This is a genomic window from Saccharothrix isguenensis (genome assembly GCF_052936305.1).
Genome location: NZ_CP193626.1, coordinates 5,748,437 through 5,762,761 on the forward strand (window position 1 = coordinate 5,748,437; position 14,325 = coordinate 5,762,761).

The following is a 14,325-nucleotide window of genomic DNA, read 5'->3' on the forward strand; positions in this document are numbered from 1 at the left end:
TTTGTAGTCGACACTGTAGGTTGTGTCAAGTGCTTGATGTGGCTACGTTGCGAAGGGCAGGTCACCCGCCTGCGGGAGGAGCTGTCCGTCGTGGCCCTGGACGAACTCGATGACGTCGACTTCCCGGCTTACACGATCGGACAGGCAGCCGACCTGCTCGGCGTGCGGCAGGCGTTCCTGCGCAGCCTGGACACCGCCGACCTGGTCCGCCCGCACCGCTCGGGTGCCGGCCACCGCCGCTACAGCCGCAGGCAGCTCCAGCTCGTCCAGCGCATCCGGGCGCTGTTCGACCAGGGCCATTCGCTGGCGGCGACCACGCGCATCCTCGAACTGGAGGACACGCTGGCCGCCGCCAACGCGGAGATCGCCGACCTGCGCAACCGGCTCGCGGACCGGACCACGAACGCGGACCGAGCCGAGCTCACCGACCACGACCAGCCCATCGACCGGATCGAGCTGCCGGGTCGGACCGAGGACGTGTCAGGTGGTCCAGTCGCCTGACAGCCCGGACACCGAGACCTCCTCCCCGCGAGCGCTGATCTGCGCGGTCTCGGCGCCCAGCTTCAGTTCGGACAGCGTCAGCTCGCCCCACCGCGCGGGCAGGTGCGGCTTGGTGGACAGGGTCCGACGCGGCACGTGCGGCTCCAGGCCGAGGAACGCCCGGACCAGCAGCAGCGGTGAGGCGCTGGCCCACGCCTGCGGCGAGCAGGACGTCGGGTACGGCACGGGCGGGTGGAAGTCGTCCCGGGAGAAGCCGCAGAACAGCTCCGGCAGCCGTCCCCCGAACGCCGCCGCGGCGTCGAGCAGGCCGTCCGCCAGCCGGTGCGCGAGGTCCACGGCGCCGGGCAGGTGGGCGTAGCGGAGCAGCCCGGCCACCGCGATGGCCGTGTCGTGCGGCCACACCGACCCGTTGTGGTAGCTCATCGGGTTGTACGCGCCCATGGACGAGGCGAGCGTGCGCAGGCCGTGCCCGCTGTCCATGTCGGGCTCGGCCAACCGCCGGATCAGCACGGCGGCGTGCTCATCGGTCGCGATGCCGGTCCACAGGCAGTGGGCGGTGTTGCTGGTCAACGCGTCCACCCGGTCCTTGCGCCCGTCGAGCGCCACGGCGTACCAGCCGCGGTCGGGCAGCCAGAACGCCTCGGCGAACCGCTGCCGCAGGTCCGCCGCACGCTCGCGCAGACGTGCCGCGGTGGCCTCGTCGCCGAACCCCTCCGCCAACTCGGCCCGCGCCAGCCACGCCGCGTACACGTAGCCCTGGACCTCGCACAGCGCGATCGACGGGATGGCCGGGCGACCGGAGAGGTCGTTGACGCCGTCGAAGCTGTCCTTCCAGCCCTGGTTCGCCAGACCTCGGTCGGTGGCGCGGCGGTACTCCACGAACCCGTCGCCGTCACGGTCGCCGTACCGGTCGACCCACGCCAGCGCGGCGTCGGCGGCGGGCAGCAACGAGCGCACCACGTCCTCGTCCGCGCCCCACCGCCAGCACTCGGCCAGGAGCATCACGAACAGCGGCGTGGCGTCGACCGTGCCGTAGTAGTGGTTGCCGCCCAGCACGCTCGTGCTGTCCGGGCCGAGGCGCAGCTCGTGCAGGATCCGGCCCGGCTCCTCCTCGGTCAGCGGGTCGACCGCCGTGCCCTGGGTCTCGGCGAGGGTCTGCAACGTGCCCAGCGCCAGCCCGACGTCCAGCGGCAGCGCCATCCACGCGGTCAGCAGGCTGTCCCGGCCGAACAGGGTCATGAACCACGGCGCGCCCGCGGCGACGAACGGCCGGCCGTCCCGCGCCGGGTCGTGGATGAGGAGCGCGCCGAGGTCGCTTTCCGTGCGGCGCAGCACTCCCGTGAGCACCGGGTCGGTCGCGGTGACGAGCGTGCTGGCCGCGCGCCACGCCCGCATCTTGCGCGCCGGACCGCTGCTCTCGATCCGCTCGCCCCGGTCGAACTGGGGTTTGACCGCCCGTCCGCCCACGGTCGGCTGCACGACGACCTCGGTGGACCACCGCCCGCCCGCGGGCACCACGACCTGCCAGCTCAACGCGCCGGGCACCACCACGGGCTCCGCGGTGGCGGTGATCGACACGCCGCGCGAACCGTCCTTGCGGTCGCGCAGCAGCAGTTCCGGTCCGGCGGCCAGGGCGTCGGACCCGCCGTGCACGGCCCGCCCCTCCTTGACCGCGAACAGGTCCGCGAAGTCGGCGTCCACGTGCAGTTCCAGCCGCACGGCGGTGGCCTCGCGGCCCAGGTTGTCGACGGTGATCGTCTCCCGCATCCCGTCGCCGACCAGTCGTTCGCGCACCAGGAGCAGGGTGCTGTCGGCGGTGCCGGCGGCGGGCGGGCGGCGCAGCACGAACCGCCCAGCGAAAGCTTCGGGGTGCGATACGGACAGCGGGTGCGGGGTGCGGCCGTCCAGCCGCAGTTCCCAGCGCGACAACACCCGCGCGTCGCGGAAGAACAGGCCGTGCGGCGTGCCGGGCTCGATGTCGCCGGTGCTGCCGGACAGGCAGAACGTGCTGCCCTCGACCAGCGTCGTCGTGCCGCCCACGGCACCGGTGAACGCCGGCTCGCCCGCGTTGAAGGGCTCCGGCGGCAGGTCTGCGGTCACGGGCGGTCTCCCGAGGGGTGCAGGGCGGGTCCTTCATCCACATTGCGTTCATAGACGCGGTCGAGCGCGGAGTCCAACGCCGCGTAGTCGCGGCGCAGCGCGGTGAGCGAGCCGTCCGGGGCGACCACCTCGCGGTAGGCGGCTTCGTAGCCCGCGCCGAGGCCGTCGACGTCGAAGTGCGCTGCGACGTGCGCCCGGCAGGCGGCCGGGTCCAGCGCGCGCACGTCGTGCAGGGCGGCCACCAGCTCCTCCGGCTCGTCGCGGACCAGCCCGGTGACGCCGTCCACCACCACCTCCGGCACCGCGCCCGCGCGCAACGCCACCACCGGCGTGCCGCAGGCCATCGCCTCGATCATCACCATGCCGAACGGCTCCTCCCAGCGGATCGGGAACAGCAGGCAGCGCGCGGCGGCGAGCAGCTTGCGCTTCTCGGTGGCGTCGGCGACGCCGAAGACGTGGTCGTGCTCGGTCAGCCGGGGACGGACCTCGCGCTCGAAGTACTCCTTCTCGATCGGCTCGGCGCACTTGCCCGCGAGGACGAGCGGCACACCGGCCGCGTGGGCCGCCTCCAGCGCCAGGTGCGGCGCCTTCTCGGGGTGGAAGCGGCCGAGGAACAGCGCGTAGTCCTCCTTGTGCGGGCGGAACGGCCAGTCGCGCAGGCGCAACGCGTTGTGGACGGTGCCGACCCAGTTCAGCTCGGGCGCCAGTTGGCGCTGCCGGTCGCTGATCGCGACCAGGCCCACGTCGTCGCCGAGTTCGCGGTAGTAGCGGCGCATGTCGGTGTCGACCGGGCCGTGGACGGTGACGACGGTCGGCAGTCCCATCGCGGCGTACGCGGGGGCGTTGAGGGGGCCGGCGAGGGTGTGGTCGTGGACGACGTCCAGCCCTTCGGACGCGGCCAGCTCCTCGATCTCGCGGCGGACGGCGGCGGCGTGGACGACCTCGGGGAACGGCTCGCCGAGGCGTTCGGGGACGGTGCGGTCCCAGACGGGGACGAAGCGCGCCGTGGTGCCGGGTTCGCCCGCGCCCAGCAGCGTCACCGAGTGGCCGCGGGCGACGAGGGCGTCGGCGAGGTCGGCCACGACGGCTTCGACGCCGCCGTAGGCCTTGGGTGGGACGTCGAAGTACGGCGGTGCCACGAGTGCGACGCGCAACCGGTCGGCGCGGGCGGAGTGGCGTGGCGACGTGACGGTGGACGGCAGGCTGCTCAAGACGACCTCCTCGACCTGGCGAGCAGACCACTGTTGGCACTCTTCGCCATAGAGTGCTAACAAAGATCACGGGTGGAGCGCAATATCCGCCAGAGCGAACATGACGCCGATCACGGACCGGCCCCATGATGAGAGGATCTTGCGGTGATGGCGGTTGAGGGGGATCTGGTGCCTTTGCGGGCCGACTTCGACGTGGTGTGGCGCGGCTACGACAAAGGCCAGGTGCGGCACTACGTCGAGGGCGCCGAGGCCGAGCTGCGGATGATCGCGGTCGACCGCGACGCTGCCGTGGCGCGGGCGGACGACCTCGCCCGTCAACTGGAGGCGGCGCGGTCCGAGATCCGCGACCTGCGCGCCCGCGTGGACCGGATCAGCCGGACGCCGATCGACCCCGGTGCGCTCACCGAACGCCTGCGGCGGATGGTGGAGCTCGCGCACGAGGAGGCCGCCGAGATCACCACCCGGGCGCAGGCCGTCGCCGAGCACCACTGGGCCACCGCGGAACGCGCCGCGACGCGGTTGCGCGAGCGGTCCGACTGGCTGGTCGAGTCGCTCGACGCCCGTCGGCGGGAGGCGGAGGCCGAGCACCGGGAGCTGATGCGGCGGGCCGGTGAGCGGATCGCGGCGGAGACCCGGCAGGCCGAGCGGCGGCGGCGTGAGCTGGACGAGCGGGCGGCGGCGCTGCGGGAGGAGGTCCGGGTGGACTTCGAGCTGGCCATGAGCGCCCGGCGGGCCGAGGCCGCGGCGGCGATCGCGGCGGAGGAGGCCGCCGCTCGGGCGCGGGCCGAGCAGGTGGTGCGTGAGGCGACCGAACACGCCCAGCGCATCATGGCAGAAGGACTGCGCCGCGTGGACGAGCTGCGCTCCCGCCGCGACCACATCGCCGCCGGCCTCCGCAACGCCCGGCAACTGCTGGCCGAGGCCGACCCGTTGCTGCACACACCGTTGGACGACATCCCGGCCCAGCGCACCGAACCGGAACCGGTGGGCTGAGCCGGGGAAGAGCCGGCACCCCGGCCCGGAGGTGCACGAGCCGGTCGGCTGGTTCGACGGCCGGTGGATCGGCGACATTGACCGTTCAATGTGTCCCTGTCGTCACGGTCGGTCAATCATGGGCGAGTGCGAGGAGACGGACAGGGACTCAAGGCCGAGGCGCGGCGGATCAGCATCGTGGACGTGGCCGCGGCGGCGGGCGTGTCCCGGCAGACCGTCTCCAACGTCCTCAACGGGCGCGACTCGTACTACTCGGAGACGACGTTCGAGCGGGTCACGGCGGCCATGCGGTCACTGGGCTACCAGCCGAACCGGGCCGCGCAGACGATGCGCTCGCGGCGGACCATGCAGATCGGCTACCACATCTTCGGCGAGCAGCTGGAAACCATGCAGGGCTTCACGCTGCACTTCCTGCAGGCGCTGGTGAAGGCGGCGTCCGACATCGACAACCAGGTGCTGGTGTTCACCCACCACCGGGACGACCCCCTCGGCGTGTTCAAGGACCTGGTCGCCCGGCGCACGGTGGACGCGGTGATCCTGTCGGAGTCCCGGATCGACGACCCGCGCGCCCGGCTCCTGGCCGACAGCGGCCTGCCGTTCGCCTGCTTCGGCCGCCTCGCGCCGGACCTGCCGCAGCAGTGGGTGGACGTCGACAACGTGGCCGGCATGCAGCCGCTGGTGGACCTGCTGGTCACGGAGGGCCACCGGCGGTTCGCGTACCTGGGTGCGGACGGCGACGAGTACTGGAAGACCGAGCGCCTGGACGGCTTCACGGCGGGCCTCGCACGTCACGGGCTGCGGCTGCCCAAGGCGGCGGTGTTCCGGGGCACGGACGCGGCGATCCGGCGGCGGGCGCGGCGGCTGCTGACCGGCAAGAACCCGCCGAGCGCCATCGCCACCGGCAGTGACTCCGTCGGCGCGGTGGTGGTGAACGTGGCGCACTCGCTGGGGCTGAAGGTCGGCTCGGACGTCGCGGTCACCGGTTTCGACGGCGGCGCGGTGGGACTGTTGAGCGAGCCGACCCTCACGTGCGCCCGGATCCCGGTGGAGCGCATCAGCCGGGAACTGGTCGCCCGCTGCCTGCGCCAGGTCGAGGGCGGGCCGAACGACGACCCCGGGCTGCTGGTGCCGACGGAGCTCGTGCGAGGCGGCAGCGCCTGACCCGGTCACGGCGTTCGGGCAGCTCAAGCGTTCCGGCGGTCAGGCGTCCTCGCGGTCCGGGTTCTCCAGCCGGAAGAAGTTGCTCTGCCTGCCGTCCGAGCGTTCCTCCTGGTAGATGAAGTTCAGCCGGCGCTCGTCGAACGTCTTGAACCACTCGTCCCAGTCGACCTCGCGCAGGCTGTCGCCGCCGTAGCCGGGGAAGTCGAACCTCAGCACGCCGAGGTGGTCGCCGTGCTCGGTGCCCTCGACCGTCGCCGGGGTGGCGTCGCGCGCCTCGGCCCACTGCCGGATGACCTCGTGGCTGGTGGTGGCGAGGCTGCGGCCGGGACGTTCCGGCTCGTCGGCCGGAGACGTGATCTCCTGCGAGTACTTCAGGCTCTTCGACGTGTCCTCACCGGTCCGGATGCCACCGCCCGCGTCCCGCTTGCGCGGCGGGCCCGGCTTCGGGGTGCTTTGTTGCTTCGTCATGTCGTCCTCCTTCCCGGGTTGGCTACCCCCGGACGCGCGGCCGATTCTCCTCGTCGCCCGGTGCGGAAAGGCGGCCGAGTGGTGGCGCAACCATGCGGGACGCAGGTAACGACCTCATTGCGAATCGATGTCCCCACGCGCGGTGGGGGGTTGTGATCCAGCTCATCAGCACGCATGCTGACGCCTCGATATGGGAGCGCTCCCAGTGGCGCTACGTGAGGAGCAGTCGAGTGGAAATCGGAGCGAGACGACGACGCGTCGGGCTGGCCCTGGCCGCGACCGTCGCGTGTGCGTTGGCCGGCGCGGTCGGCGCGATGGCGCAGACCGCGGACGCGGCCGGGCCGCCACACCTGCCCAAGGGCACGTCGTTCTACGTCGAGCCGGACACCAGCGCCGCGCGCCAGGCCGCGCAGTGGCGGCAGGAGGGCCGGGTCGCGGACGCCGAGCTGATGGAGGCGATGGCCGCCCAGCCGACCGCGATCTGGTTCACCACCGCGGGTGCGGACAAGGTCCGGGAGGACGTGCGGAACGTCGTGCGGGCCGCGCGCGCCAAGGACCAGGTGCCCGTGCTGGTCGCGTACTTCGTGCCCTACCGGGACTGCTCGCAGTGGTCGGCGGGCGGCGCGCGCAGCGAGCAGGAGTACAAGGAGTGGATCGACGCCTTCGCCACCGGCATCGGTGACGAGAAGGCCGTCGTGGTGGTCGAACCGGACGGCTTGGTGCTGATGACCAGCGAGCCGTGGTGCGCGATCGGCCCGGACGAGGAGCTGGTGCCACAGCGCTTCCGCGAGATCAACCACGCCGTGGACGCGCTCAAGCGCGGCAAGCACACCCGCGTCTACCTCGACGCCGGGCACTCCGCGTGGCAGGCGCTCAACGACTACGACGCGGGCTACGGCGAGCCGCGCCAGCAGTTGGGCATCGTCAACCGCCTGCTGCAGGGCGGCGTCACGCGGGCGGACGGGTTCGCGCTGAACACGTCGAACTACCGCTTCACCGAGGACCTGGTCCGCTACGGCACGCGCGTCTCCAAGTGCATCTACCTGCGCACGCAGCAGGGTGCGGCGACCTGCCCGGCCGAGTCCGAGTTGGACGCCATGGACGTGCACAAGCCGAAGATGACCCACTTCGTGCTGGACACCAGCCGCAACGGCCAGGGCCACTACACGCCTGGCGCCGACGAGACCGACTGGTGCAACCCGCCGGGCCGCGGCCTGGGCGCACGTCCCACCGCCAACACCGGCATCCCGCTGGTGGACGCGTTCGTGTGGACGAAGCGCCCCGGTGAGTCGGACGGCGAGTGCCAGGGTGGGCCTGCCGCGGGTCGCTGGTGGCCCGAGCAGGCGCTGGAGCTGGCGAAGCTGGCCTCCCCGCCGCTGAAGTGATCACCGGGGGTGGGGCCGCCTGACCATCCGGGCGGCCCCACCCCCGGGTTAGCCTGTGCGGGTCCGGGAGTCCACGGCGGCTGGGAGTGACGTTGTTCAGCGTGCCCGAGGCACGAGCGGAGTTGGTCGAGCTGCTGCCCGTGCTGGCCGAGATCATCGCGATCCGGGCCGACGCCGCCGAACTCGCCGCGTCGCTGCGGGAAGGCGGACGGCCGACCGACCTCGGCGGACTGCCGGAGCTGAAAGCCGCACAGGCCCGGCTGGACGACCTCATGACCGCGGTGCAGCAGACCGGCGCCGAGCTGAAGGGCTTCGCTCCCCTCCTGGTCGACTTCCCGTCCGAACTGGACGGTGTGCCCGTCCTGCTGTGCTGGCTGGAAGGCGACGAAGGCCTCGACTGGTACCACCGCGCCGACATCGGCTTCGCCGGCCGCCGTCCGCTGGCCTGACGAGCACCGGCACTAGAAGGTGATGCTCCAGCTGTCGATGTGACCGGCGTCGTTCGCGTGGACGTCCTTGACGTGCAACCTCCACGTGCCGTTCCTGGTCTCCGCTGACGTGTCGACGGTGAACTTCTCGTGGATGCCGTCCGGTGAACTGACACCGCCGAGCTCCCGCAGCATGAACACCGCGCCGCTTGGAGCCACCAGTCCCACCGCCAGATCGCCGCTGTACGGGTGCACGATGTCCACCTGCACCGCGGTCGAAGCACTGCCCTTGCCGTCGCAGTCGGACAGCACGATGCTCGACGTCACCGCCGGACCTCCGTCCGGGATCGGCACGTCGTCCGCGTTGGAGCCGCCCGTGCACGGGGCCGGCGCGTCACCACCGATGAAACCCGTGTACAGCAACCTGTCCGGCGAGTCCGCGCCGGGATCCTTCACCGCACCGGCGGTGGCGTTCTCGGTCAACGCCTTCGCCACGTCGGCCGGTGCGGACGCGGCGGAGCCGGACAAGTACAGGGCCGCCGCGCCGGCGACGTGCGGAGCGGCCATCGAGGTGCCGTCGATGGTGCGGGTGCCGCCGTCGTTCCAGGTGGAAGTGATGTCCGAGCCCGGTGCGAAGATGTCGGTGCACGTGCCGTAGTTGGAGAACGAGGACCGGCTGCCCGACTTGTCGGTGGCGTTGACCGTGATCGCCTCGGGGGTGCGGGCGGGAGAGGTGTCGCACGCGTCGCGGCTGTCGTTGCCCGAGGCCACGGCGAATGTGATGCCGGCCCCGACGGCCTTCCGGACCGCGCTGTCCAGGGAGGACTGCGCCCGGCCGCCGAGGCTCATGTTGGCCACCGCGGGCCGGACCGCGTTCTGCACCACCCAGTCCACGCCGCCGATGACCTGCGACCACTGGCCGGAGCCCTTGCAGTCGAGCACCCGGACGCCGACCAGCTTCACGCCCTTGGCCACGCCGTAGGTGGTGGAGCCGATCGTGCCCGCGACGTGCGTGCCATGACCGTTGCAGTCCTCCGTCTCCTTGTCGTTGCCGATGAAGTCGTAGCCGTCCACGGCACGGCCGCCGAAGTCGGGGTGCGCCTTGTGGATGCCGGTGTCGATGACGTACGCGGTGACGTCGGACGCGGTGGTGGCGTAGGTGTACTTGGAGTCGAGCGGCAGGGCCTTCTGGTCGACCCGGTCCAGGCCCCAGGTGGGGTCGGTCTGGGTGTCGGTGGCGTACGCGATGCCGTCCTGCTCCACGTACTCGACCGACGGGTCGGCGGCCAGCGCGCTCGCCTGCGCCTCGGTCATCGCGGCCGAGAAACCGCTCAGTGCCGCGGTGTAGGTGAGCTTGATCTGGCCGCCGTACTGGCCGACCAGTGCGGTGGCCAGGCTCGCGGTCTGCTGCGGGTTCGTGTCGCGCAGCACGACGATGTAGCTGCCGGGCACGGCGTCCACGTCATTCGCGCCGAGGATCACGCCCCCGGCCGGACGCGCGGCGGCGTGTGTGGCACCGGCCAGCAGGATTGCGATGGCCAGGCAGACGGCGGCCCGTCGGCGGGTAGAGGGGTCGTGCGGCATCGGCGGTCGCCTCCGGACCTCGACGGGCTCGTGACGACCACCGACTACCCTGCCCCCGACGGATCATGCGCCGGGGGCTATCACTGGATAGGGGGATCAACGGAGGTCAGGCGCTACGGGCGTTCGGGTTGCCCTTGAGCGCCAGGCCCAGCGCGATCATGCCGAGGCCGAGACCGAGGTGCAGCCAGTCGTCGGCGTTGTTGACCGGCACGAAGTTCGCCGCGCTGTCCTCGTCCACGATGAGCCCGTAGAGCCACAGCAGCAGGTACACCACGCCGCCGCCGACGAGGTAGGCCCTGGCGCTCGGCGCGCTGCGCGCCATCACCAGGCCCACGATGCCGAACAGCAGGTGCACCACGTTGTGCAGCACCGACACGTGGAACACGCCGAGCAGGTGCGCGCCCGACTCCGGGCCGGCGAACGTGATTTGATCGAGGTTCGAGGTCACGCCCGGGATGAACCCGAGCACGCCGACCAAGAGGAAAACGACCGCGACGGCCATCGCCGCCCCTCGGACCGGATGCGGCAGACGCGTTGTCGTAGCCATGCGGATCACCTCGCCTGAGACGGTGGTTTCCGCTCGACTACCCGTCGCTCGTCGCTCGAAACAGCCCGCCCCTCACCGTCCGCGACGGCAAGCCGGTCGCGTGCCGACCCGTCCACCCCGCCCAGCCCGCCGCCGGTCGACGCGGCACCCCGCACAGCCGCCGACGCGGCAACCCCTTCGCCGCCGTCCACCCCGTGCCCGCCGTCCGGAGACGCGGCAAGCCCGTCACCCGCCGCCACCAGCCCATCCCCGCCGGACGCCCTTCTTCCACGAGCCGCCGCCACATGCGAGCGCGCTGCCTCCGCACGCCCATCCCCGGCCCTCGACGCGACGCCGTCACCGCCGGACACCGCCCGCCCGCCCCTCGACACCGCACGCCGACCGGCGACCGAAGCCACCCGCCCGCCACCTGCCGACGCCGCACGCGGGCCACCTGCCGACGCCGCACGTCCGCCACCGCCGGCCGCCGCTGCCCCACCACCCGCACCACCGCTGGGCACGGCACGTCCGGTCGCCGCCGCCGCCACGTCCGGGTAGCGCGGGAACAAGCGGTCCAGGTCCGTCCGCTCGAACACCCGTCGCACGTGCGACGGCACGGCGGCCAACCGCAGCCAGCCCCCCGACCGCTGGGCCCGTGCCCTGGTCCGGACCAACGCGCTCATCGCCTGGGCGCCGCAGAACGACACCCCCGACATGTCGAGCACGATCCGGTCCCGCCCCTCGGTCACCAACCGGTCCATCCGGTCCAGCACCCGGCGCGCACCCGCCAGGTCCAACTCCCCGGTCGCCACGACCACCGCACACCCCGTCCGGTGGGCCTCGACCGACAGCGCCAGCATCCCGATCCCTTCACGCCACCCGGCAGTACTCGTCATCGCCCGCCCTGATCAGGGTGAGCAGCAGGCCCTCTCTGGTGGACCAGGGACATATCTCCACCTCGTCCTGACCGGTCGCCACCATCAACGCCTCCGCGACCAGGGCGCCGGCGAGCGACTGCTCGGCGCGGTGCCGCGAGATGCCGGGCAACCGCGCCCGCCTCGGCGCCGGCATCCGGGCCAGCTTCGGTATCCAGCCGCGCAGGTCGCAGAGCCTCAGCGTGCGCCGCACGAACGGCCCGTCCTGCTGCGGTCGCGCGCCGGCCAGTCGCGCCAGCTGCTGGAACACCTTCGAGCAGCCCACGGCCCGGTGGCCCGCGACGCTCTCGCCCCCCAGCGCGGCCACCACCCGGTCGTGCACCAGGACCTGCTCCTGCTCCAGGCCGCGGTGGTCGCGGTGGGCGCGGTGGGCGCGGTCGTTCCGTGCCGCCGCCCGGTCCAGGGCGAGCCTCCGGGTCAACGTCCGAGCGCCCAACGGCAGCGAAAGGGCCAACGACGGCTCCACGTCGTCACCGGCCGCGAGTTCGACCGTACCGCCGCCGACGTCGAGCACCAGCAGCGGACCGACGTGCCAGCCGAACCAGTGCCGCGCGGCCATGTAGGCGAGGCACGCCTCCTCCCAGCCTGGCAGCACGCGCAGCAGCGTGCCGGTGCGGCGGGCGACCTCGCTGATCACGTGGTCGGCGTTGGCGGCGTCGCGGATGACGGACGTGGCGAACGGGACGACCTCCGCGACGCCGGCCCGTTCGGCGATGCGGTGTGCGGTGCGGACAGCGGCCACAACCTGGTCGACGCCTTCCGGGCGGATTCGGTTGTCCTGGTCCAGGGTGCGGTCGAGCCGGAGCCGGGTCTTGTGCGAGACGACCGGGTGCAGCGGGGAGCCCGACACGACGACGAGGTGGGCGCTGAAGCAGCCCACGTCGAGCACACCGACCTGGCCAGGCCGTCCGGACATACGTCACCGCCAACCGCTGCTTGTGAGGTACCGGGGAGTACCCACGAACACATCGGGTGAAACCGGATTGGGTGATCCGACTGGGGGTAGTCGACGGCCATGAGTGCTGCGGAGAGGCCGCTGGCGGTGGTGACCGGCGCGTCGAGCGGGATCGGCTTGGAACTGGCGAAGGTGCTCGTCGAACACGGGTTCGACCTGGTCGTGGCGGCGGAGAACAACCTGGTCGAGGACGTGGCGCGGGAGTTGGCCGAGGGGGGCGCGCGGGTGGACCCGGTGCGCGCGGACCTGGCGACCTTCGAGGGCAACGAGGACCTGGCCGCGGTGGTCGAGGGTTTCGGGCGGCCGGTGAGCGCGTTGGCGATCAACGCCGGCGTCGGCGTCGGCGGTGACTTCGTGGACGACAGCGACCTGCGCTCGCACCTGCGGGTGGTGCACCTGAACATCGGGTCGGCGGTGCACCTGGCGAAGCGACTGGTTCCGGCGATGGTGGACCGGGGCGTCGGGCGGGTGCTGTTCACCTCGTCGGTGGCGGCGACCGCGCCCGGACCGTTCCACTCGGTGTACGCGGCGTCGAAGGCGTTCGTGGCGTCGTTCTCGCAGGCGTTGCGGGAGGAGTTGCGGGACAGCGGGGTGACGGTGACGGCGTTGATGCCGGGCCCGACGGACACGGACTTCTTCCGCCGGGCGGGCATGACGGACACGAAGGTGGCGACGGGGCCGAAGGACGACCCGGCGGACGTCGCACGGGCCGGTTTCAAGGCGATGATGGCCGGTGCCGACCACGTGGTGGCCGCGTCGCTGCGCAACAAGGCGCAAGCCGTCGCCGGACGCGTCCTCCCCGACCCGCTGAAGGCACGGGCGATGCGCACCATGACCGAGCCGGGCTCAGCCGAGTAGCCGCGCGCCCACCCGACCGACCCGCACCGACCGGCCCGCGCAACGGCGCTCGCGCCCCCCGGTCCTGCCCCTGCTCACCCGTTCGGGTCGTCGCCGATCAGGTGCCGGTACTCGTCCACTTCCTGCGGGGTGGGGTCGACGGGCGCCTCCTCCGCGACCTCGTCCGGGTCGATCGGGTCGTCCTGGTCGACAAGGTCGTCCGGGCTGACCGGGCCGACCGGGTCGCCGACGGGCTCCTCTGGCGGTTCCTCGATTGTCGTCATGACCGCCGGTTACCCGGTGTGCGCGCGCTCGAACGGGGTAACCGTCACGCCGTGACCATCCACGTCAGACGCGATGTACCGGCCCTGCCCGACCTCGTCTTCAACGCAGCCGCCGACCCGGTGCGCCTCGCATCGTGGCTCCCGGCCCCGTACCAGGTCGTCGGCCGAACGGACGACGTGCTGATCCTCCGCCGGCACCAGGAGCAGATGCAGGTCCAGCTGGCCGCCGACTACGACCGGCTCCTCCTCACCTGGGAACCGCTGGCGGACCACGGCTGCCGGGGTTGTCTGCACGTGTCCCTGGCGGGGGTGGGCGGCAGCGTCGCGGAACTCGAGGTGGACGGCTGCCCGGACGAGCACCTCCCGGCGCGGTTCCTCGAAGCGCTCGCGAATGAGGTTGAGCAGAACCTCACCGCCGGTTGACCATTTGGCGTGGACATCCGCCCCGCACGGCCCGAGGAACTGCCCCTGCTGCCCGAGATCGAACGCGCTTCCGGCGAGCCGTTCCGCGACTTCGGCATGCCGGAGATCGCCGACGACGACCCGATGCCGCTGGAGACCTTGGCGCATCTGAACGTCTGGGTGGCCGCCGATCCGCACCCGGTGGCCTGGGTCGCGGTCGAGGTGGTGGACGGCGCGGCCCACGTCGAGCAGATCAGCGTGCACCCCGACCACGCCCGGCGCGGCATCGGCGCGGCGCTGCTGGACCACGTCGGGCAGTGGGCATCGGTGCGGGGCCTCGACGCGTTGACCTTGACCACCTTCCGCGACATCCCGTGGAACGGCCCGTACTACCACCGGCTGGGATTCCACGAGATGGCGGAGCTCTTTCCCGGTCTGCGGGCGGTCGTCGAGGCCGAAACCGCGCGCGGACTCGACCCGTCGACGCGTGTTTGCCTCCGCAGGCCGCTCGGCGGTGGCGTTTGGGCGCGATACTGAACGGGCAGGCCTCCTGCC

At 72.3% G+C, this 14,325-nt stretch carries 16 protein-coding genes; 8 read left to right on the forward strand and 8 right to left on the reverse strand.

Annotation, left to right across the window (positions count from 1 at the left end; translation table 11 throughout):
- The first annotated feature begins 36 nt into the window (after positions 1-36).
- Positions 37-501, forward strand: coding sequence for a MerR family transcriptional regulator (locus ACRAKI_RS25360; RefSeq protein WP_447003019.1), 465 nt, complete (start codon positions 37-39; stop codon positions 499-501).
- Here ACRAKI_RS25360 and ACRAKI_RS25365 read toward each other — a convergent pair.
- Positions 481-2,601, reverse strand: coding sequence for an amylo-alpha-1,6-glucosidase (locus ACRAKI_RS25365; RefSeq protein ID WP_447003020.1), 2,121 nt, complete (start codon positions 2,599-2,601; stop codon positions 481-483). The two genes, ACRAKI_RS25360 and ACRAKI_RS25365, sit on opposite strands and share 21 nt — an antisense overlap.
- Complete coding sequence (locus ACRAKI_RS25370) at positions 2,598-3,812, reverse strand: glycosyltransferase family 4 protein (protein WP_447003021.1); 1,215 nt, start codon at positions 3,810-3,812, stop codon at positions 2,598-2,600. Before ACRAKI_RS25370 ends, ACRAKI_RS25365 begins: the two co-directional genes overlap by 4 nt.
- Before the next feature lie 147 nt (positions 3,813-3,959).
- Between ACRAKI_RS25370 and ACRAKI_RS25375 the strand changes: the two genes are divergently transcribed.
- Positions 3,960-4,805 carry a hypothetical protein gene (locus ACRAKI_RS25375; RefSeq protein ID WP_447003022.1) on the forward strand — a complete coding sequence of 282 codons (846 nt, stop codon included), beginning with the start codon at positions 3,960-3,962 and terminating at the stop codon, positions 4,803-4,805.
- Positions 4,806-4,931: 126 nt separating this feature from the next.
- Complete coding sequence (locus ACRAKI_RS25380) at positions 4,932-5,966, forward strand: LacI family DNA-binding transcriptional regulator (RefSeq protein ID WP_447003023.1); 1,035 nt, start codon at positions 4,932-4,934, stop codon at positions 5,964-5,966.
- Positions 5,967-6,005: 39 nt separating this feature from the next.
- Here ACRAKI_RS25380 and ACRAKI_RS25385 read toward each other — a convergent pair whose 3' ends face one another.
- Entirely contained in the window at positions 6,006-6,434 is a 429-nt protein-coding gene (locus ACRAKI_RS25385; protein ID WP_447003024.1) for a hypothetical protein, read from the reverse strand.
- A gap of 230 nt (positions 6,435-6,664) precedes the next feature.
- Here ACRAKI_RS25385 and ACRAKI_RS25390 point away from each other — a divergent pair, with 230 nt between their 5' ends.
- Both ACRAKI_RS25390 and ACRAKI_RS25395 read left to right on the forward strand, forming a co-directional pair.
- Complete coding sequence (locus tag ACRAKI_RS25390; protein ID WP_447003025.1) at positions 6,665-7,819, forward strand: glycoside hydrolase family 6 protein; 1,155 nt, start codon at positions 6,665-6,667, stop codon at positions 7,817-7,819.
- 86 nt (positions 7,820-7,905) lie between these two features.
- Positions 7,906-8,268 (forward strand): DUF2203 domain-containing protein, encoded by a 363-nt coding sequence (locus tag ACRAKI_RS25395; protein WP_447003026.1) that lies wholly within the window; start codon positions 7,906-7,908, stop codon positions 8,266-8,268.
- 12 nt (positions 8,269-8,280) lie between these two features.
- Here the strand turns inward: ACRAKI_RS25395 and ACRAKI_RS25400 are convergent, their stop codons facing one another.
- The 4 genes from ACRAKI_RS25400 to ACRAKI_RS25415 all read right to left on the reverse strand — a co-directional run bounded on the left by ACRAKI_RS25400 (position 8,281) and on the right by ACRAKI_RS25415 (position 12,208).
- Complete coding sequence (locus ACRAKI_RS25400) at positions 8,281-9,831, reverse strand: S8 family serine peptidase (RefSeq protein WP_447003027.1); 1,551 nt, start codon at positions 9,829-9,831, stop codon at positions 8,281-8,283.
- Positions 9,832-9,937: 106 nt separating this feature from the next.
- Positions 9,938-10,378, reverse strand: a complete 441-nt coding sequence (locus ACRAKI_RS25405) for a DUF4383 domain-containing protein (protein WP_447003028.1) — start codon at positions 10,376-10,378, stop codon at positions 9,938-9,940.
- Between the two features lie 5 nt (positions 10,379-10,383).
- A complete protein-coding gene (locus ACRAKI_RS25410; RefSeq protein WP_447003029.1) occupies positions 10,384-11,253 on the reverse strand; it encodes an STAS domain-containing protein in 870 nt (289 codons plus the stop codon).
- On the reverse strand, positions 11,228-12,208 hold the full coding sequence (locus tag ACRAKI_RS25415) for a Ppx/GppA phosphatase family protein (RefSeq protein ID WP_447003030.1): 981 nt from the start codon (positions 12,206-12,208) through the stop codon (positions 11,228-11,230). The genes ACRAKI_RS25410 and ACRAKI_RS25415 overlap by 26 nt, the downstream gene beginning before the upstream one ends.
- Before the next feature lie 99 nt (positions 12,209-12,307).
- Between ACRAKI_RS25415 and ACRAKI_RS25420 the strand changes: the two genes are divergently transcribed.
- On the forward strand, positions 12,308-13,105 hold the full coding sequence (locus ACRAKI_RS25420) for an SDR family NAD(P)-dependent oxidoreductase (RefSeq protein ID WP_447003031.1): 798 nt from the start codon (positions 12,308-12,310) through the stop codon (positions 13,103-13,105).
- 74 nt (positions 13,106-13,179) lie between these two features.
- Here the strand turns inward: ACRAKI_RS25420 and ACRAKI_RS25425 are convergent, their stop codons facing one another.
- Entirely contained in the window at positions 13,180-13,368 is a 189-nt protein-coding gene (locus ACRAKI_RS25425; RefSeq protein WP_447003032.1) for a hypothetical protein, read from the reverse strand.
- 51 nt (positions 13,369-13,419) lie between these two features.
- Here ACRAKI_RS25425 and ACRAKI_RS25430 point away from each other — a divergent pair, with 51 nt between their 5' ends.
- Both ACRAKI_RS25430 and ACRAKI_RS25435 read left to right on the forward strand, forming a co-directional pair.
- Positions 13,420-13,791 carry a hypothetical protein gene (locus ACRAKI_RS25430; protein WP_447003033.1) on the forward strand — a complete coding sequence of 124 codons (372 nt, stop codon included), beginning with the start codon at positions 13,420-13,422 and terminating at the stop codon, positions 13,789-13,791.
- Between the two features lie 9 nt (positions 13,792-13,800).
- Positions 13,801-14,307 (forward strand): GNAT family N-acetyltransferase, encoded by a 507-nt coding sequence (locus ACRAKI_RS25435; protein ID WP_447003034.1) that lies wholly within the window; start codon positions 13,801-13,803, stop codon positions 14,305-14,307.
- The last annotated feature ends 18 nt before the right edge of the window (positions 14,308-14,325 follow it).